This window comes from Paractinoplanes durhamensis, assembly GCF_016862175.1.
Classification (GTDB): domain Bacteria; phylum Actinomycetota; class Actinomycetes; order Mycobacteriales; family Micromonosporaceae; genus Actinoplanes; species Actinoplanes durhamensis.
On sequence record NZ_BOML01000071.1, the window covers coordinates 1 to 18,763 of the forward strand.

Annotated in this window: 20 protein-coding genes; 11 read left to right on the forward strand and 9 right to left on the reverse strand. The window is 71.8% G+C overall.

The annotated features are described in order from the left end of the window. Both Adu01nite_RS41190 and Adu01nite_RS41195 read right to left on the reverse strand, forming a co-directional pair. On the reverse strand, positions 1–221 hold a 221-nt coding region (locus Adu01nite_RS41190; RefSeq protein WP_203734800.1), incomplete at its 3' end, for a hypothetical protein. Then, positions 218–1,588, reverse strand: coding sequence for an AAA family ATPase (locus Adu01nite_RS41195; RefSeq protein ID WP_203734801.1), 1,371 nt, complete (start codon positions 1,586–1,588; stop codon positions 218–220). The genes Adu01nite_RS41190 and Adu01nite_RS41195, both read right to left, overlap by 4 nt. Before the next feature lie 222 nt (positions 1,589–1,810). On the opposite strand from Adu01nite_RS41195, the gene Adu01nite_RS48675 reads away from it, so the two are divergent. Then, complete coding sequence (locus tag Adu01nite_RS48675; RefSeq protein WP_275414766.1) at positions 1,811–1,939, forward strand: hypothetical protein; 129 nt, start codon at positions 1,811–1,813, stop codon at positions 1,937–1,939. A gap of 210 nt (positions 1,940–2,149) precedes the next feature. Here the strand turns inward: Adu01nite_RS48675 and Adu01nite_RS41200 are convergent, their stop codons facing one another. Further along, positions 2,150–2,353, reverse strand: coding sequence for an NUDIX hydrolase (locus Adu01nite_RS41200; RefSeq protein WP_203734802.1), 204 nt, complete (start codon positions 2,351–2,353; stop codon positions 2,150–2,152). 85 nt (positions 2,354–2,438) lie between these two features. On the opposite strand from Adu01nite_RS41200, the gene Adu01nite_RS41205 reads away from it, so the two are divergent. Further along, positions 2,439–4,676 carry a putative bifunctional diguanylate cyclase/phosphodiesterase gene (locus tag Adu01nite_RS41205; RefSeq protein ID WP_203734803.1) on the forward strand — a complete coding sequence of 746 codons (2,238 nt, stop codon included), beginning with the start codon at positions 2,439–2,441 and terminating at the stop codon, positions 4,674–4,676. Here the strand turns inward: Adu01nite_RS41205 and Adu01nite_RS41210 are convergent. Beyond that, positions 4,673–5,659 (reverse strand): AraC family transcriptional regulator, encoded by a 987-nt coding sequence (locus Adu01nite_RS41210; RefSeq protein WP_203734804.1) that lies wholly within the window; start codon positions 5,657–5,659, stop codon positions 4,673–4,675. The two genes, Adu01nite_RS41205 and Adu01nite_RS41210, sit on opposite strands and share 4 nt — an antisense overlap. A 113-nt stretch (positions 5,660–5,772) precedes the next feature. Between Adu01nite_RS41210 and Adu01nite_RS41215 the strand changes: the two genes are divergently transcribed. Further along, a complete protein-coding gene (locus tag Adu01nite_RS41215) occupies positions 5,773–6,585 on the forward strand; it encodes an SDR family oxidoreductase (RefSeq protein ID WP_203734805.1) in 813 nt (270 codons plus the stop codon). Positions 6,586–6,592: 7 nt separating this feature from the next. On the opposite strand, the gene Adu01nite_RS41220 is transcribed toward Adu01nite_RS41215, so the two are convergent. The 4 genes from Adu01nite_RS41220 to Adu01nite_RS41235 all read right to left on the reverse strand — a co-directional run bounded on the left by Adu01nite_RS41220 (position 6,593) and on the right by Adu01nite_RS41235 (position 11,712). Next, entirely contained in the window at positions 6,593–8,017 is a 1,425-nt protein-coding gene (locus tag Adu01nite_RS41220) for a dienelactone hydrolase family protein (RefSeq protein ID WP_203734806.1), read from the reverse strand. Between the two features lie 13 nt (positions 8,018–8,030). Then, the gene (locus tag Adu01nite_RS41225; RefSeq protein WP_203734807.1) at positions 8,031–8,879 is read right to left on the reverse strand and encodes a hypothetical protein; all 849 of its coding nucleotides are present in this window, start codon (positions 8,877–8,879) and stop codon (positions 8,031–8,033) included. A gap of 284 nt (positions 8,880–9,163) precedes the next feature. Beyond that, positions 9,164–10,666, reverse strand: a complete 1,503-nt coding sequence (locus Adu01nite_RS41230) for a hypothetical protein (RefSeq protein WP_203734808.1) — start codon at positions 10,664–10,666, stop codon at positions 9,164–9,166. Beyond that, entirely contained in the window at positions 10,663–11,712 is a 1,050-nt protein-coding gene (locus Adu01nite_RS41235; RefSeq protein WP_203734809.1) for an NAD-dependent epimerase/dehydratase family protein, read from the reverse strand. Before Adu01nite_RS41235 ends, Adu01nite_RS41230 begins: the two co-directional genes overlap by 4 nt. A 135-nt stretch (positions 11,713–11,847) precedes the next feature. Here Adu01nite_RS41235 and Adu01nite_RS41240 point away from each other — a divergent pair, with 135 nt between their 5' ends. From Adu01nite_RS41240 to Adu01nite_RS41270, 7 genes are read left to right on the forward strand one after another with little or no spacing between them, the layout of a single operon-like run. Next, complete coding sequence (locus Adu01nite_RS41240) at positions 11,848–12,501, forward strand: glycosyltransferase family 2 protein (protein WP_203734810.1); 654 nt, start codon at positions 11,848–11,850, stop codon at positions 12,499–12,501. Beyond that, positions 12,498–13,142 (forward strand): TIGR04282 family arsenosugar biosynthesis glycosyltransferase, encoded by a 645-nt coding sequence (locus Adu01nite_RS41245; RefSeq protein WP_203734811.1) that lies wholly within the window; start codon positions 12,498–12,500, stop codon positions 13,140–13,142. The genes Adu01nite_RS41240 and Adu01nite_RS41245 overlap by 4 nt, the downstream gene beginning before the upstream one ends. Beyond that, positions 13,139–13,762 (forward strand): methyltransferase domain-containing protein, encoded by a 624-nt coding sequence (locus Adu01nite_RS41250; protein WP_239133105.1) that lies wholly within the window; start codon positions 13,139–13,141, stop codon positions 13,760–13,762. The genes Adu01nite_RS41245 and Adu01nite_RS41250 overlap by 4 nt, the downstream gene beginning before the upstream one ends. Beyond that, a complete protein-coding gene (locus tag Adu01nite_RS41255) occupies positions 13,735–14,946 on the forward strand; it encodes a molybdopterin-dependent oxidoreductase (RefSeq protein WP_203734812.1) in 1,212 nt (403 codons plus the stop codon). Before Adu01nite_RS41250 ends, Adu01nite_RS41255 begins: the two co-directional genes overlap by 28 nt. After that, positions 14,943–15,173 carry a hypothetical protein gene (locus tag Adu01nite_RS41260; RefSeq protein WP_203734813.1) on the forward strand — a complete coding sequence of 77 codons (231 nt, stop codon included), beginning with the start codon at positions 14,943–14,945 and terminating at the stop codon, positions 15,171–15,173. Before Adu01nite_RS41255 ends, Adu01nite_RS41260 begins: the two co-directional genes overlap by 4 nt. Positions 15,174–15,183: 10 nt before the next feature. Continuing rightward, positions 15,184–15,879 (forward strand): response regulator transcription factor, encoded by a 696-nt coding sequence (locus Adu01nite_RS41265; RefSeq protein ID WP_203734814.1) that lies wholly within the window; start codon positions 15,184–15,186, stop codon positions 15,877–15,879. Further along, a complete protein-coding gene (locus Adu01nite_RS41270) occupies positions 15,876–16,880 on the forward strand; it encodes a sensor histidine kinase (protein WP_203734815.1) in 1,005 nt (334 codons plus the stop codon). Before Adu01nite_RS41265 ends, Adu01nite_RS41270 begins: the two co-directional genes overlap by 4 nt. Here the strand turns inward: Adu01nite_RS41270 and Adu01nite_RS41275 are convergent. Beyond that, positions 16,877–17,638 (reverse strand): SDR family NAD(P)-dependent oxidoreductase, encoded by a 762-nt coding sequence (locus Adu01nite_RS41275; protein WP_203734816.1) that lies wholly within the window; start codon positions 17,636–17,638, stop codon positions 16,877–16,879. The two genes, Adu01nite_RS41270 and Adu01nite_RS41275, sit on opposite strands and share 4 nt — an antisense overlap. A gap of 86 nt (positions 17,639–17,724) precedes the next feature. Here Adu01nite_RS41275 and Adu01nite_RS41280 point away from each other — a divergent pair, with 86 nt between their 5' ends. Next, a complete protein-coding gene (locus Adu01nite_RS41280) occupies positions 17,725–18,561 on the forward strand; it encodes a helix-turn-helix transcriptional regulator (RefSeq protein WP_203734817.1) in 837 nt (278 codons plus the stop codon). The last annotated feature ends 202 nt before the right edge of the window (positions 18,562–18,763 follow it).

The window sequence follows — 18,763 nt, forward strand, 5'->3', positions numbered from 1 at the left end:
AAGCTGTCGCCGCAGTACATGCACCGTTCAGCTCCGGGCGCCATCCGCTGTAGGACCCCGCGGACCGGGCCAGTGACGATGGAACGGGTCCTCGAAGCACGCCACAGGCCCCGCGCGGTCTTCACACGCTCGTCAGGCTCCGCGACCTCGATCTGCTCGGTAAGCGTCGTCATATCGGCGGTGACCTGGGCGGGCAACGACAATCGGCGGATCGGAATCACGGCCGGTGCTGCTCCGCGTCCGTCACCAATCGCGCCGCGAGCTCATCGACCCGCGCCGGCGGCGAACTGGTCAGCAGGTCCCGCAACTCTTCATAGCGGCGAATCGCCCGGGCGTCCGCCGCACCGACCACAACGGCCGTTTCCAGGTCGCCCAACTCCCGGCGCAGTAGAACGGCCTGTTCCGAATAGGGAGTGTCGAGCCCGAACAACTCCGACATGACGGCGTCGTCCCCGCTGCCGTACACGATCCGCTCATATAGTTCCTTGTTCACGATCCGTGGCGGCTCATCCTCATCCGGCCCCGGAAGACGGATCAGTCCGTGCTCGTCGGCCGCCTGGCAGATGTACGGGCTGTGTGTGGTCACGATGAACTGCGTTTGCGGAAAGTGCCGCTTGAGCCATCCCCCGATGCGCTTCTGCCACGACACGTGCAGGTGTGCATCAACCTCGTCGATGATGACGACGCCAGGAGCAGCAACAGCCATCATGCCGTCGATCAAGCTCGCATCGAGGCTGCCGTACGCGTCATACACCTGCTTCAACAGGTCGACAACGAGCGCAGCGACGGTGCGGTAGCCGTCGCTCATCTCTCGCAGGGGAAAGCGATATCCGTCTCGCTCGACCCAGAGCCCGTCCGAGTCGACGTCTTGAATGTTGTAGCCGTCGGGCAGCAGCCCGTCGCCCAATACAGCCAGTGCCACACGTTTCAGATGCTCGGCACCGGGCTTACGCTCTAAGGACCGCAGGTGCTGATCGATGAGCCAGCCGACGCCCTCGGCGAGCGAGGCGTCTTCGTGGAAGAGACTAGCCATCCGCGCAGCGGGGCCACGGCCGATCATCAGCCGCTGCACGTCTCCCGACCCGCCGATCAGACGCCGAAAGGGTCCGTACGCAGCGCAGAACCAACCGATCGGATTGTCACTCCAAGGCCCATCCCGCGGGGTATCGACGGATAAGCGGCCCACATCGGCGATCGCAGCGAGCGACGGCTGCCTGCCGCGCGAACCGCGACCTTCCTGCTCATCGACTCGCCAGCCCAGTCCCGCCCAGAAGGCCTCCTCGGACGGCTGCCCACTCCCACTGAACCGATCTACGCTTGTGTCGTAGGTCAACCGCACGGACGCAGCCCCGAAGGCCTCACCGACCGAGACCCAGTCGGCGAAGTCGGACACCAGGTTGCGTGCCACCCCAGGTCCACCGACCGCGAGCGCAACAGCACGCAACAGTGAGGTCTTGCCCGAACCGTTGCGGCCGGCCAGGACCGTCCAGCCTGCGAGCGAGCCGTCCGGACGGGTGAGGTCAAGCACGACGTCGCGGGCGGCATGGAACCCGCGCACGTTCCGCAGCTCGATCTCCCGGATATACACCTAAAATCCCCTCACACCGCGCGCCTGACGGACTCAGCCCACGAACACGACCTTGCCCGGTTAGACTAACCAGATCCCGCTTCAGTCGGCGTCGAGGTGACCCTGGAGTCACCCCCCAACGTCCGTCGCTGAGGAAACCGGCAGACAGATCGCATCGCGCCAGCGCTGACCCGCGACTCGGCGCGACATTCGCGGGGCCTGCAATGCAATGACCGCATATTCATGATGGCGAGCTACGAGCGGCGGCCGGCGTTCATCGCGGAGAACCGCAACCCGCGGATGCGGGCCGGGGGCGAGCGGATCGGCGCGTACCTCGCGGCCTACCAGGGACTCCGGGCCGCCCATGAGTAGGCGACCCAGTCACCTCACGGCGACAACCGCCGTTACCTCGACCGAGATGCGTCGACCGCCCGCGAGCCGGACGACCTGCCGGCACTCGGCCTCAAAACCACCAGCGGGCACGGCGCCCGTCGTTTGATCGACACCTGATTGAGCCGCAAGGAAACAACAACTCGCCCACTTTGACCACGGGCGAGTAGCGGCCGAGCGGCTCGGCGAGCACTAAGCGTCCCCTGAGCCACTGCCGATATGTCGTGCCGCTCGGGCCCGGGCCGTCAGCAGCCCGTTGTATCCGCTGAGAGCGGGAAGTTGGTCCGGGCTGAACCAACCCAGTTCGGATCCCTCCTCGCCGTCCGGCGTAGCGGTGCCGGTCACCCGGCCCGCAAGGAACGTCACGAGATCGCGCATCTCACTGACGTACGTCACGCAGAGATCCTATTCACCAAGATCGGATGGCCCGCCCGGCGTGACATTCCCTCAGGTCGGCGTGGGCGGGGCCGATCATCGCGGCATGGTGATGCGCTGGGCGGACGCTGAGAGCGGCCGGGTGACCCACCTGTCGCGTCAAATACGGCTTAACCTGTGGGTTTTCGCCGCACTGACCGTGATGGGGGTTGTCCGCGTCCTGTTCGCGTGGCCGGAGGCCCGGCGATGGGCCCTGTTCCCGCTCGGGCTGGCGATTCTCACGCTGGTCGGTGCGCACTTCCTGCCCTGGGACTCGCTTACCCGGCGGCCCTGGATGCCCCGTGCGCTCCTGGCCACCTACGCCGCGGCGATGCTCGCCCAATTCGTGTTCTGCCTGCCCGACCCGGACGCCGAGCTGTTGTTCCCGGTCGGTGCGGTCATGATCACCGTGGCGGCGGCCACCACGATCGGGTCGCGGGCGGGTATCACCATCGGCGTCGGCGGGTTCACCGCGTACCTCCTGCTGCTCTTTGCTCAGCCCTCGCTCGACCTGCCGTTGAGTTCGTCGATCGCGGCCGTGATGGGTGGGGTGGCGGGGCTCTGTGTGCTCACCGCCAACAACCGCCGGCACCATCTCGCGGAGCGGCGGGCGGCCGAGCGTCGCACCGCGGCGCTGATGGAGAACGGCTCCGACGCCGTCCTGGCGGTCGGGGACCACGAGGTGCGGTATGCCAGCACCTCGACCGGGCGGATTCTTGGCCGGGACGCTGCCACCCTCACCATCGCTGACCTCGGCGACATGACCCACCCGGACGATTTCGAGCGGGTGCAGGAGTTTCTCGGCAAGCTGCGGCTCGCCGGGGCCGGCGCCACCGATCGGCTCGAGTCGCGTAGCCGGGCCACCGACGGGACCTGGCTGGACGTTGAGGTCACCGCCACCAACCACCTGGACGATCCCGACATTCAGGCGATCATTCTCAGCGTGCGGGACGTCAGCACGCAGAAGGCGCTGCGTGCCCAGCTGACCCGGCAGGCGTTCGAGGATCCGGTCACCGGACTGCCCAACCGGGCTCTGCTGCTCGATCGCATCCTTACGGCGGTGCGCCGGCACGCGCGTACATCAGGAAGGGTTTCGCTTCTTCTTATCGACTTGGATGATTTCAAGAAGATCAACGACACCCGTGGGCACATGGCGGGGGACGATTTCCTGCGCACGGTGGCGCAAAGGATGACTGCTGCGGTACGCCCGTCCGACACGCTCGCTCGGCTCGGCGGTGACGAGTTCGCCGTGTTCGTCGAGGAGCTGGACGACATCGGGCTGCATGCGATGGCGGAACGGCTGCTCGCCGAGATCAAGCAACCCGTGCGGCTGGGGACCACCGATCTGATCGGGACCGCCAGTATCGGCATCGCCACCCTCAAGTCGACGCAGGACGCCGACGGAGACGCCGCCAACGACCTGATGCGCGACGCTGACCTGGCCATGTACGCGGCCAAGGCCGGCGGGCGGGACCGGATCTCGGTGTTCGACCCGTCGATGTACACGGCCGCGGTCATGGAGGCGGAGGCCCGCACCGAGCTGGAGCGTGGGCTGGCCAACGACGAGTTCGTGGTCAACTACCAGCCGATCGTCGACCTGCCGTCCGGCAAGCTGGTCGGGGTCGAGGCCCTCGCCCGCTGGCAGCACCCGGAGCGTGGCCTGGTCGCGCCGGACGCGTTCATCGCGCAGGCCGAACGCACGGGGCTGATCGTGGCGCTCGGCGCGCACATCCTGCGGGTCGCCTGTCACGAGGTGGCGCGCTGGCAGCGGGAGATTCCGGGCGCCGAGAACGTGCGGGTCAGCATCAACCTGTCGGCCCGGCAGTTCCAGGAGGCCGACCTGGTCGACACGGTCCGTGCGGCGCTGACCGACAGTGGCATCCGGCCCGACCTGGTCGTTCTGGAGATCACCGAGTCGCTGCTGATGCAGGACGTCGACGCCACCGTCGTCACCCTGCACGAGCTGCGCGACCTGGGCGTACGCATCGCCATCGACGACTTCGGCACCGGCTACTCGTCTCTTTCCTACCTGCGGCGCTTCCCGATCGACATCCTGAAGATCGACAAGGCGTTCATCGACGGCATCACCCTGGACTCGGACGACGCGACGCTGGCCGAGGCCGTGGTCGGGCTCGGCAAGGCGCTGCGGCTGAGCACGGTGGCCGAGGGCATCGAGCACATCGACCAGCAGGAGATGCTCTCCGACCTGGGCGTCACCTACGGCCAGGGCTACCTGTTCGCCAGGCCGGGCACCGCCGACGAGATCGCCGCGATGGTCCGCGAGCACTACGGGCCGGATTACTAGGCACGCACGGCCTCGGGAGTGACGCCGGTCCAGCTTCGGAACGCCCGGTAGAACGAGTTGGTGTCGTCGTAGGCCAGCAGGTAGGCGATCTGGGCCACGGTCAGGGACCGGTCGGTCAGGTAGCGGCGGGCCAGGGTCTCCCGGGTGCCGGTGAGGACCTCCTGGTAGCTGGTGCCCTCGGCCTGGAGCTGCCGCTGCAGCGTGCGCGGGCTGACGATGAGCTGGCCGGCCACCGCGTTGATCGAGCTGTCGCCGGCCGGCAGGTTCACGTGCAGGGCGGCGCGGACCCGGTCGGCGGTGGTGGCGGACGCCTCCAGCTCGGCCAGGCGGCGGCGCAGCTCGGGGGCGAAGAAGTTCCACATGGATTCGTCCTCGGTGAGGAACGGGCGGGCGGCGTCCTCGGCCGTGAAGGTGATGGCGTCCACGTCTCCCGGGCGGATCGGCGTACCGAAGTACGACGTCGTGGTGGCCGACTCCGCATGTGCCGGTACCACCCGCATGGTGACCCGGGTCGCGTGCAGCTCACGGCGGGTGCCGATCCGGCCGATCGCGATCCAGAACGCCAGCTCGGCCTCGACCAGCAGCGGTGACGGTTCGAGGCCGGGCGGCCAGTGGTACGCGAGCGTCAGACCCCGGGGGCCGGCGTCGACCGCCATGACCACCGGGCCGATCAGCGGCTTGAACGCGGCGATGCGCTCGGCCGCGGTGCGCAGGTTCGCGCTGCACAGCGCCGCGAACAGCGGTGGGTTGAAGGCCTCGACCGAGATTGCCCGCCCCATCCGCACCACCAGGCCGGGGTCGTCGGCCTCGGCCCCGATCGCATCCCAGAAGCGGTAGTACTCCTCGGCGGTCAGCGTGGCCGGGCCGTGGGTGAACAGGCCGGCCGGCAGCTGCGCCCGCCGGAGCACGCCGCCGACGGAGATGCCGATGTCGTGCAGGAGGGCGCGGGTGCCCGGATCGAGGGTGAACCGCCCGGATGACATGCCACGACGGTAGTTGCCGGGCGCGGCACCGAGGTAGGCGATGGCGTGAACGGCGAGTGGTCCGGCGCCATCGGCTAGTGCCCGCGCGCCGCGCCGTCCCTAGCGTCGAAAGCATGACGAACGAGCGCAAGACCATCCTCATCACCGGCAGCTCCAGCGGGATCGGCAGGGCGACCGCGACCTACTTCCACGACCGGGGCTGGAACGTCATCGCCACGATGCGCAACCCCGAACCCAGCACGCTGGACAACGTGCTCGTCACCCGGCTCGACGTGCAGGACCCCGACTCCATCGCGGCCGCCGTCGACGCCGGTCTGGAGCGGTTCGGCCGGATCGATGTGCTGCTCAACAACGCCGGCTACGGCGCGTACGGCCTGCTCGAGGCGACCCCGATGGACAAGGTCCGGCGGCAGTTCGACGTGAACGTCTTCGGGCTGATCGAAACGACCAAGGCCGTCCTGCCGCACTTCCGCGCGAACGGCCGGGGCCTGATCGTCAACGTCTCGTCGGTCGGCGGCAAGGTCACCTTCCCGCTCGGCACGCTCTACCACGGCACCAAGTTCGCGGTCGAGGGACTGAGCGAGGCCCTGCACTACGAGCTCGCGACGATCGGCGTATCCGTCAAGATCGTCGAGCCGGGCTTCGTCAACACCGACTTCGGCGGCCGCTCCTTCGACTTCACCAACGACGAGAGCCTCGCCGAGTATCAGAAGCTGGTCGGCGCGTTCTACTCCGCTCTGTCCGAGTTTGCCGCCGGCGGGGACGATGCGTCGGTCGTCGCCGAGGTGATCTTCCGGGCCGCCACCGACGGGACGGACCAGCTCCGCTACACCGCCGGGCCCTACGCGGCCGAGCTGCTCGGCCAGCGGGCCGCCGTCGACGACGCCACCTTCATCGGCGGCATCAGGCAGCAGTTCGGGTTCTGACGCGCGGTCAGCCGACCAGCGGCAGGGTGGTCGCGATCGGCCATGCGACCAGTAGCGAGCCGGCCAGGGCGATCACCCAGCGTGGCGCCTGGAAGCGGTGCAGGACGGCACTCCAAGCCGCCTGCCAGACCAGCAGGACGGCCAGCAGCGGGGCGACCAGCAGCACGAAGGACGAGGTCAGACCGGCGATCGCGGCGGCGGTCAGGACGACGACGGTGACGGCCGAAACGGCCAGGGCGGCGAGGCTGTTGCCGCCGGTGACGCGCTCCGCCCCGTACGCAAGAAGGGCGAAACCGGCCCACACGACCGCGAGTAACCACCATCGCGTGCCGACAGGCACGACGTGCGTCAGGCCGAGCTGCAGCGGCACGGCGATGGTGATCGCCGCATAGAGAATCAGGGCGGGTGCGGCGCGGGCACGGCGGGTCGGTGCGGCTTCGATGTGCCTGCGGCGCCTGCTTGCGTACGCCCACAGCGCCGCGCCCGTGATCGACGTCAGAGCCGCGACGTACCCGCCGAGCGCGAGTGGCAGACGCGTCGTCGGCAGGAAGCGGGCGAGCAGGGCGGCCGCGGTTGCCGCCACCGCGGCCAGGGCGGTCGTCCGGCCGATCAGCGGCCAGTCGAATCGGGGCCAGCCCTCGGTCCCCGGGCCGAGGGTCAGGCGGGCCAGCGGGACTAGACCTACGGCCAGTGCCACCAGCAGTAATGCGGCTCCGGCGGCTCGTCGGGTCGGTGCGGGCAGCGGGCCGCCGACGGCGTTGTCGAGGAAGTCGGCGGTCTCCCGGTGGGTGCGGGTCGCATACAGGATGGAGATGTGCTCGACGCCGGGCACCACGACCTCTTCGCCGCCGGCCTGCGCGGCCGCGTCCCGGAAACCGGCGAACTCCAGTCCCCCGACCAGCAGGAGCAGGCGCGCGGGGTGGCCGGGCCGAGCGGCGCTCGCGTCGGGCAGGGAGATCGCCACCGTCGCGCCGATGTCGGGGTGGCCGGCCGCGTAGCGGGTCACGGCGGAGGCGCCCATCGAGTGGCCGACCAGCGCGATCCGGGCCGGGTCGACGTCCGGCAGCGAGCGCAGGTGGGCGACGGCCACGTCGAGGTCGCGCTGCAGCGCCTCGTCGTCGCCCATCTTGAGTGGCGTCGTGTTGGCGCCGTGGCCGTCGAAGTCGAGCAGGACCACCACGTAGCCGCGGGCCGCCAGGGTGTCGCCGAACTGGGCCATCAGCTTGGCCGAGCCCGCGAAGCCGTGCGCGACCACGACCCCGGGGTGGCGCACGGCTCCGGGCGGATGGACCTCGTCCATCGGTACCTGGTCGACCACGACGTGGGTACGCCGGGAGTCGCCGCCCGCGCCGACGATCAACCAGACCCCGGCGAGAGCCACCAGCAGGGCGGCCAGCGCTACCAATATCGGTCGAAGCCTATCGATGGGCACGAATGACCGTACCTCAGCTGAGGGTGACTGCCTGCATGTCGACGTTGCCGCAGGTCCGGTTGTAGACGTCGGTGGCGGTCCAGGTCATGGTCAGCTTGCTGCCGGCCGCGGCCCGGAAGCGGATCTCGAACCGGGCGGTGCTGATCGCCTGCGTGTTGGTCAGGGTGCGGGCTACCGGGGTGGCGCCGTCCAGGGTCACCGTGAGCCGGGCGTTGGCCTGCCAGACCCCGGCGTAGAGATGGACCGTGCGGGTCGCGGTGCTCGCGGGCACCCGGACGACGAAGCCGGCGTCCTTGCCGCACGTGTAGATGCCGGTCGGGGTGCCGCCGGTGAACCGGTTCGGGTTGCCGTCCGACCAGGTGAACAGCTGCGGGTTGTTGTCGTAGCGGCCGCGCGGGCCGGGACTGCCGAGATCCTGGATCGTGGCCGCGACGCCGCTCTTGCGGTCGACCGACTTCCCGTCGGTCAAGCCCCAGTGGATCCAGTCGCGGGTGCCCTCGCGGGACAGGTCGACGGTATTGGGGACCGCGCCGGCGGTGACGGTCAGCAGCGGGGTCACCGGCGCGGCACTCGCGGTGGTCGTGGTGGTCGGCGCGGCGGCGGGCGGCTCACCGACCTCGGTGCGGCCCAGGTCGACCAGCTCCGGCACGGTCGGGCTGTCGAGGATGACCGACGGGGTCGGGGCCGGGGCCGGGGTCGCGGTCGAGGGCGGGACGGGCATCCACTCGGGCGCGGTCACCAGCGGGACCGACTCCAGCGAATCCGGGCCGTCGGCCAGACCCCACACGCCGAGCGCCATGACCACGGCGCCGAGCGCCACGAATGCGGCCCGGCGCGGACCAACCTGTGCACGATCCCACACGGACAACTTCTGCTGCACCCCTCGCGTCGATCGACATCGGCTCGCCATGGAAACGTCCGCCCAAGATACGGCCTTAAACCCCGTTGTCAAACATGCCAGACATATAACGACAGATGTCGATTGGTGGCATTTTGAGGTGCGGCACGTCGTGAGACGCAGTGGACACTAGCGGTAGTTGATCTGCGAAGCACGCGGCCGGACGGCCATTCATGACCGACCCGGCGTAGGTGTCCGGATCTTGCCCGGTCGTAGCCCGGTTTTGTGGGGCCGGCTTCGGCAGCGGTTCACCAGACGGTGAGCACGATGTGGTTGACGGCCACGGCGACCAGGGCCTGCGCGATCAGCCAGCGCCGCTGGGTCGTGGGTGGCAGCAGGGCGGCACCGGCCATCAGCCACACCGTGAACGGCAGCCAGATCCGCTCGACCTCCGCCTTGCTGTAGCCGGAGAGGTCGGCCAGGAGGATCGCGGCGGTGGCGGCGAGCGGCAGCAGCCAGACACCCTGACCGGCCAGGCCGGCGAACCTCAGCGGCGGCCATGCGGCGTACCTCCGTGGCCGCCGGACGGCGAACCTCTGCGGCGGCCCGGCGGCCGAGCTCTGTGGCGGCCAGACGGCCAAGCTCTGCGGCGGCCCGGCTGCCAAGCTCTGCGGCGGCCCGGCGGCCGAGCGGAGCCCGGCACCGGCGGTGACGATGGCGCGGCGGAGGATCGCGGCGGCGACCGGGCCGGCGGCGACGGCCAGGATGGCGAGATCGGCCCACACCCAATACGCGTAGGGGCGGTGGGCGGCGATGCCCTGGTAGTAGCGCTGGGTCACCAAGTGATAGCCGGTCAGCCAGTCGAAGCCGGCCGCGGTCCAGGCCGCGGCCATCACGGCCACACCGGCCGTCGCCCAGGCGGCCGCATGCCAGCCGGGGCGGCGGCTGGGCCGAGGGCCGGAGCGGTGACCGGCGAGCGCCACGGCCACGACCGTGACGGCCACCACGGCCATCAGCACGAGACCGTAGGACAGGTAGGCGCCGAGCCCGAGCAGCAGGCCGGCCGCGAACGCGGCCGGGGAGGCCCGGCGGACCACGCCGTAGGCGAGTAGCGCTGTTCCGGTGGCCACCACGCCCGCGAACAGGCCGTCGGCCGACACTCCGATCCAGACGGCGCCCGGGAACAGGGCCACGAACGGCACCGCGGCCCGTCCCGCCCGGTCCGAGCCGAGCAGGCGCACGGTGACCGGCACGGCGACGGCCGTCAGCCCACCGACCGCGATGCAGACCAGGCCGGCCCAGGCGCCGCCGGACAGGCCCAGCCGGTCGAGCACGGTGAAGACGAGCAGGGCGCCCGGTGGGTGGCCGGAGACGTGGGTGGTCCATGAGTCCGGCTGCCCGTCGAGGATCCGGTCGCTGAAGCCGCGCACCATCGCCGGAATGCTGGTCACGCCGGGCACCTCGGTCAGGTACTCCGGTCCGGTGGTCAGCCGGCCCGCCACGCCGCGTTGCCAGCCGTCGACCAGGGCCAGCGACAGGGTCCAGGCGACCGCGGTCGCGTACGAGGCGGCGAGCAGTGGACGCCACCGCAGCCGCTGCGCGAGATCGGGACCGTAGCGGCAGGTCAGGAACGCCACCACGGCGACCAGCGGGGTGCCCGGACCCACGTGCGGGAGCCAGTGCGCGAACAGCGGCGCCGCGCCCGCGTGCACCGGATGCCCGGTCACCTGCAGCACCCCGGCGGTCACCGCCGCGACCAGGAACAGGGCCGCCATCGAGCCGGCCGCCAGCACGTCCTTGCCGATCCTCATCCGCGTAGCGGTGCGGCGGCGAACTCGGCAACTCCGTCGGCCAGCCGGACCTCGGCCCGGAAGCCGAGTTCGGCGGTGGCGCGGGCAGGACTGGCCACGATGTGCCGGACGTCGCCGAGCCGGAACTCCCCCGTCGTCACCGGAACCGGGCCGGCCGCCGCCGTGGACAGCTCGGCGGCCAGCTCACCGACCGTCGCCGGACGACCGGACGCGACGTTGTAGGCCCGCCACCCCGGCCGGCTCGCGGTGGCGGCGACCGCGGCCAGGTTGGCCGCCGCCACGTCGCGGACGTGGACGAAGTCCCGGCGCTGGCCGCCGTCCTCGAAGACCCGCGGGGACCGGCCGGCCTCCAGCGCGGACCGGAAGATCGCGGCCACCCCGCTGTACGGGGTGTCGCGGGGCATCCCCGGCCCGTACACGTTGTGGTAGCGCAGGGCCACGACCGAGCCGCCGGTCTGCCGCGCCCAGGCCGACGTCAGATGCTCCTGGGCGACCTTGGTCGCCGCATAGACGCTGCGCGGATCGAGCGGCGCGTCCTCACTGACCAGGGTCGGCGCGAGCGGCGCACCGCAGCGCGGGCAGGGCGGCTCGAACCGGCCCGCGGCGAGCTCGGCCACCACGCGCGGGCCGGGCCGCACCGGGCCATGGCCGGCGCAGGTGTAACCGCCCTCGCCGTAGACCACCATCGAACTGGCCAGCACCAGCCGCCGCACGCCGGTGCGGGCCATCCGGGCCAGCAGCACCGCGGTGCCGAGGTCGTTGCAGCCGACGTAGTCCGGCAGGTCGTCCAGGTCGAGGCCCAGCCCGACCATCGCCGCCTGATGCACGACCACGTCGACACCGGCCAGCGCGGCCGTCACCGCGTCGCCGTCACGCAGGTCCGCGCGGTGCACGACGGCACCGGCGATGACGTCCGGGATCGGCCCCCGGTGGGCGGCCGGGTTGCCCGAGTCGAGCACGGTCACGTCGTCGCCCGCCGCGGTCAGCGCGGCCACGACATGGGTTCCGATGAAGCCGGCTCCGCCGGTTACGAGTACGTGGGTCACGGCGCCGACGGTAGGACGGGCGGGGGTCGCGCGGGGCCTGCGTCAGCGGTTCGTAAGACCTTGTCATCGTTCGGTAAGGGTTCGTCATCGGCGCGTAAGACCTGTTCAGGGCCGTTGTCACTAGCGTTCGGAGGCATGACCGATGTGGTGCTGCCCTGCCGGAACGAAGCCCCGGCCCTGCCCGGCCTGCTGGCCCGGATGCCGGCCGGCTACCGGGCGATAGTCGTCGACAACGGCTCCACCGACGGCTCGGCCGCGGTGGCCCGCGCGCATGGCGCCCGGGTGATCACGGTGACCGAACCGGGCTACGGCGCCGCCGTGCACGCCGGCGTCCTAGCCGCGGACGACGGTGTGGTCTGCGTGATGGACGCCGACGGATCGTTCGATCCGGCGCAGCTGCCGGCGGTGGCCGGACCGGTGCACGACGGCGACGCCGAGCTGGCCACCGGCCGCCGCCGGCCGGTGGCGCGCGGGGTGTGGCCGGTGCACGCCCGGGCCGCCAACGCGCTGCTGGCGCACCGGCTGCGCCGGACGACCGGCCTCGATGTTCACGACATCGGCCCGATGCGCGCCGCCCGCCGGTCCGGCCTGCTCGCCCTGGACCTGCGCGACCGCCGCTTCGGCTACCCCCTCGAGTTGCTGATCGCGGCCGGCCGGGCCGGCTGGCGGGTAGCCGAGATCGACGTCGACTACCTGCCGCGGGCCGCCGGCACCCGCTCGAAGGTGACCGGCACCGCGCTCGGCACCGCCCGCGCGATCCGCGACATGAGCCGGGTGCTGTCCCGATGAACGCCGGCCTGAGGGTGGTCGTCCTGGCGAAGGTGCCGGTGCCCGGCCGGGTCAAGACCCGGTTGTGCCCGCCGTGCACCCCGGAGCAGGCGGCGCGGGTGGCCGCGGCCGCCCTGGCCGACACGATCGACGCGGTGTCGGCCTGCGGTGCGGATGTTCGCGTGCTGGTCACCGACACCGCGGTCGCCGCACCGCCCGGCTGGGAAGGCCAACTGCAACGGGGTGGCCCGCTCGGGGAACGGCTGGCCGGCGCGTTCGCCGACACCCGGGTGGCGGGCACCGCGACGCTGCTGGTCGGCATGGACACCCCGCAGCTCACGGCCGGGCAACTCGACGCGGCCCTGGCGCAACTGGCCAGCCCGGACGGTCCGGACGCGGTGCTCGGGCCGGCCGAGGACGGCGGCTGGTGGGGGCTCGGACTGCGCGAGCCGGCGCATGCCGTGGTGCTGCGCGACATTCCGACGTCGACGGCGACGACCGGGTCCCGGACCCGGGAGGCGTTGCGCCGCCGCGGCCTGCGTGTCGGCGAGCTGCCCGGCCTGCGCGATGTGGACACGGCCGACGACGCGTACGCGGTGGCCGGTCTCTGCCCGCCCGGCCGGCGGTTTCCCCGGGCGGTCGCCGCCGAGGTGTCCCGGTGAGTGCGGTTGCGCTGTTCGATGCCGTGTTCGGGCGTGCCACACCAACGCCGTTCACCGTGCGGCACATGACCGGCGGGGAGCATCGGTTCGATCCGGCCGCCTGGTGCCGGGACGACCTGCCCGGCGACGAGACGCTGCTCGCGCGGTGCACCGGGCCGACCCTGGACGTCGGGTGCGGGCCGGGCCGGCTCGCCGGGGCGCTGGCCCGGGCCGGCTGCCCGGCGCTGGGCATCGACGTCAGCGGCGCGGCCGTGCGCCTGGCCCGGCGCCGGGGTGCGTCCGCGCTGCGCCGCGACGTCTTCGAACCGCTGCCCGGCATCGGCCGCTGGCATCACGTGCTGCTCGCCGACGGCAACATCGGCATCGGCGGCGACCCGGCCCGGCTGCTGCGCCGATGCCGCCGGCTGCTGGCGCCCAGCGGCCGGCTGCACGTCGAGACGGCCGCGCCCGGCACGACCGGCTGGGCCGGCCCGGCCCGGATCGACGGCGGCGCCACCGAGCTGCCGTGGGCGTCGGTGCCGCCCGGCGACCTGCCCGCGCTGGCCGCGGCCACGTCGATGCGGCTCCTCGACACGTGGACGGGAGGGAACCGATGGTTCGCGACGATGGCCCCGCACTGATCCGCCGGGTGGTCGACTGGCTGCGGGCACCGCTTCCGGCACCGCCGGCGGCCATCCGGCGCGGGCCGTTGGCGGAGGGTGCCTTTCCGTCGCCGCTGCGGTCGGCCCGGCTGACCAGCCTGGTGGGGGTGGCGCTCGGCGTCGCGTTCGCCGTCTGCTTCCTGACCGGGCTGATCAGCCATCTGATTCAGCATCCGGGCGGGTGGTTCTGGTGGCCGTCGCGGCCGGTGTCGCTCTACCGGGTCACCCAGGGCCTGCATGTGGCGACCGGGCTGGCCTGTGTGCCGCTGCTCGGCGTCAAGCTGTGGTCGGTCTATCCGCGTCTCTTCGTCTGGCCGCCGGTCCGGTCGCTTGCGCACGCGGCCGAGCGGGCCGGGGTCGCGTTGCTGGTGGCGGCGGCGCTCTTCCAGGTGGTCAGCGGCGTTCTGAACATCTACCACCGGTACGGGCCGATGCCGTTCTTCTTCACCACCGGCCACTACTGGGTGGCCTGGCTGTCGATCGGTGCCCTGCTCGTCCACGTCGGCGTGCAGCTGCCGATCGCCCGGGCCGCACTACGGCGACGGCGGCGGCCGGACGAGCCGCCGGACCACCAGCGCCGCCGGCTTCTGGTCGGCACCGCGGCCGCCGCCGCCCTGATCACCGTCACCACCGTCGGCCAGACCGTCCGGCCCCTGGCCAGGCTGGGTCTCCTCGCGCCGCGCCGGCCGGACGAGGGCCCGCAGGGACTGCCGGTGAACAAGACCGCCGCGGCCGCCGGAATCACCGCCGACCCCGGATATCGCCTGGTGATCGACGGGCCGGACGGCGAGCAGAGCCTCGACCTGGCCGCCCTGAACGCCCTGCCGCAGCACACCGTCGACCTGCCGATCGCCTGCGTGGAGGGGTGGAGCTCGACCGCCACCTGGACCGGGGTGCGGCTGCGCGACCTCGCCGCCCTGGCCGGCGCCGACCCGGACCACGCCGACGTGGTGGTCGAGTCGCTTGAGCAGCACGGCCGCTACCGGGTCAGCACCGTGCCGCCGGAACACACCCGCGACCCGCTCACCCTCATCGCGCTGCGGCTCGGCGGGCAGATCCTGCACCCCGACCACGGCTATCCGGCCCGGCTCATCGCGCCGAACCGGCCCGGCGTGCTGCAGACCAAGTGGATCGGCCGGCTCACCGTCCGGGAGATCCGATGAGGGTACGCGTGGGGTTGGTGACGGCGGGTGCGGTGCTCATCGCGTACGCAATCGTGGGGACTTTGACCGCAGATCCCATCGGGATCCTTGTTTTTCTGATTGCCGTGCTCGTTGCCCACGATGCGCTGTGGATGCCGGCGGTCCTGCTGGTCGTCGCGGTGGCCCGCACGCGCCGTAAGAAATCCGAAAGGTCGCGGGATAGCGGCGCCGGGCCCCGTGGTGGGTAGCGTGACCGGCGTGGGACATCACGTGCTGGTGGTCGACGACGACCCTACGGTCAGTGACGTCGTGCGCCGCTACCTGGAGCAGGACGGCTGTCAGGTCCGGCTGGCCGCCGACGGCGCCGACGGGCTGGCCGCCGTCGCCGCGCAGCGCCCGGACCTCGTCGTGCTCGACCTGATGATGCCGGGCATCGACGGGCTCGAGGTGTGCCGCCGGTTGCGCCGCACCCTTCCCGACCTGCCGGTGATCATGCTGACCGCGCTGGGTGAGGAGGCCGACCGGGTGCTCGGGCTCGAGGTCGGCGCCGACGACTACGTGACCAAGCCGTTCTCGCCGCGCGAGCTGGTGCTGCGGATCCGGTCGGTGCTGCGCCGCGCCACCCCGGCCGCCGATCCGCTGCCGCCGGCACTGATCACCGACGGTGGGCTGACCGTCGACACCGCCCGTAGGCTCGCCGCGCTCGACGGTGACCCGCTGTCACTGACCGGGCGCGAGTTCGACCTGCTCGTCTTCCTGCTCTGTCATCCGGGACGGGCCTGGTCCCGCGCCGACCTGCTGGACAGGGTGTGGGGCTGGCAGTTCGGGGACCAGTCGACGGTGACCGTGCACGTCCGGCGGTTGCGGGAGAAGATCGAGCCGAACCCGGCCGAACCGACCCGGATCCAGACCGTGTGGGGCATCGGGTACCGCTACGAGGCCGGCCCGCGGTGACCGACACCCTGCTCATCGGGCTCTACGCGCTCATCGCCGGCGCCGTCGTCGCGGTGGGCGGCGCGGCCGCGCTGCGGACGCTGCGCCGCCGGTCGATCCTCGCGCACATCGTCGTGCTGCTCACCGTCACCGTCCTCGCCGTGGTCGCCGGGGTGACCACGGTCGCGAAAGCGATGTTCCTGTCCGGCCACGACCTGCGCGTCGTGCTGCTCACCGTGTGCGCCGCCGCGGTGGTCAGCCTGGCCACCGGGGTGGTCTTCGGGCGCCGGCTGGCCGCCTCGGCGGTGTGGGCGCAGCAGGCCCGGGAGCGGGAGCGCCGGCTCGAGGCGGGCCGCCGCGAACTGGTCGCCTGGGTGTCGCACGACCTGCGGACCCCCCTCGCCGGGATGCGGGCGATGGCCGAGGCCCTCGAAGACGGGATCGTCGCCGATCCGCGCGGGGTGGCCGAATATCACCGGCGGATCCGGGTCGAGACCGACCAGATGACCCGGCTGGTCGACGACCTGTTCGAGCTGTCCCGGATCAACGCGGGTGCGCTGCGGCTCGTCCCGACGACCGTGCCGCTGCGCGAGGTGGTGTCCGACGCGATCGCGGGCGTGGCGCCGCTCGCCGCCGGCAAGAAGATCAGCCTGGTGGCGGCGGAGACCGGCTGGCCGACGGTCCGCGGCGGCGAACGCGAACTCGCCCGGGTCGTCACCAACCTGCTGATCAACTCGGTGCGCTACACACCGGCCGACGGCACCGTGCACATCGACGCCGGCCGCGGCCGCGACGGCGTGTGGCTGACCGTCTCCGACACGTGCGGCGGCATCCCCGAGGGCGACCTGGACCGGGTCTTCGACATCGCCTTCCGCGGCGAACGCGCCCGCACTCCGGGGACCGGCGGCGGGGGCGGGCTCGGCCTGGCGATCGTGCGTGGGCTGGTCGAGGCGCACGGCGGGCACGTCGGGGTGCGCAACACCGGCGGCGGCTGCCGCTTCGAGGTCTTGCTCCCCGCTTAGGCTCTGGCGCCGCCGTCCACCCGCAACACCGTGCCGGTCACGAACGACGAACGGTCACTCAGCAGCCACGCCGCGGCCTGCGCGATCTCGTCCGGGTCGGCCTGCCGGCCGAGCGGCGTCTGCGCGATCAGCCGCTGCACCAGGCCGGGCGAGTCCGATTCCCAGGCTTCGATCATGTCGGTACGGGTGTTGCCCGGCGCGATCGCGTTGACCCGGATGTTCTCCGGCCCGTACGTGATGGCGGCCGACTCGGTGAGGCTGTTGACCGCCCGTTTCATCGCGCCGTAGGCGGGCAGTGCCGCATTGCCCATCAGGCTGCCGACGCTGGAGTTGTTGACGATCGCCCCCGACCCGGCGGTGGCCCGGATCGCCGCGACCTCGGCCGTCATCGCCAGCCACACCCCGCGCAGATTGACCTCGTAGAGCCGGTCGAAGTCCGCCAAAGTTGTGCCGTCCAATGGCCCGGGCGGGGAAATCGTCGCGCCGTTGTTGAACGCCACATCGAGCCGCCCGAAGCGCTCCACGGCCCGGTCGACGGCGGCCCGCACACTGTCCGGATCGGCGAGGTCGCACACCACGTACGCGGCCGTGCCGCCACCCGCCCGGATCTCCTCGGTAACCGCCTTGAGCTGCTCTTCCGTCCGCGCCGCGAGCAGAACCCGGGCCCCTTCGCGGGCGAACAATCGCGCCGCGGCGGCCCCGATCCCCCGCCCGGCACCACTGACGAAGGCAACCTTCTCGCTCAGCAACATTGTCATACAATCATCCTGCCCAGGCCCATGGAAGTTAACCAGGCTTCGCCAGTACCTGGTTGTGGACCGCCGGCCCGCGGACACTTCATGTCGTGGACCGACAGGAACTGGCCGACTTCCTGCGCAGCCGGCGCGAGCGGATCGCCCCCGCCGACGTCGGCCTGCCGGTCGGCCCGCGCCGCCGCACTCCCGGCCTGCGCCGGGAGGAGGTCGCCCAGCTGGCCTACATCTCCCCCGAGTACTACGCCCGCCTCGAACAGGCCCGCGCCCCGCACCCGTCGCGGGAGGTGCTGGCCGGCCTGTCCCGGGCGCTGCGCCTGACCGACGCCGAGCGCCACCACCTGCACCACCTGGCCGGCGAGCCACCGGCCCCGCCGCCGGGCCCGTCCCGCGAGGTGCGCCCGAGCATCCTCGACCTGATCGGCCGGCTCCCCCTGGCCGCGGCGACGGTGATCTCGGCGAGCTTCGAGGTGATCGCCTGGAACGACCTGGCCGCCGCCCTGATGGAGGACTTCTCCGCCCTCCCCCGCCGGGACCGCAGCCTGGTCCGCAAGGTGTTCCTGGGCGAACGCCTCTACGGAGTGTCGGACGCCGACCACTTCGCCCGTCACTCCGCGTACCGGTTGCGAGCCGCCGCCGCCCGTTACCCCCGCGACCCCGAACTGGCCGAGCTGATCCGCGACCTGCGCCAGGGAAGCGCACACTTCCGCGAACTGTGGGAATCCCACGACGTAGCCGACGAATCAACCCTGGTCAAGACATTCCAGCACCCCCAGGTCGGCCCGATCACCGTCAACTGCGACGTCCTCGACATCGCCGACCGCGACCAGCGCCTGGTCATCTACACCGCCACCCCGGGCTCACCCTCCGAAGAGGCCCTCCGCCTACTGTCAGTGATCGGCACGCAGCAAATGATCAACCGCATTTGAGTACGCTCGACGCGGTCCACAACCGCACCATCGCGAACCCCGCCTACGGCGGCTGCCGCCCGCAAGCAACGAGGTTTTTACGGCCGTAGCGCGCCTATCGCGCGACGTCTGCGCTCTGTTGTGCCTCTGCTGGGCCGGCCGAGGCGGCCACAGTCCGGGAATTGGCTGCGCCGGCGGCGGCCGGCGGCCGGAAGAATGGCCG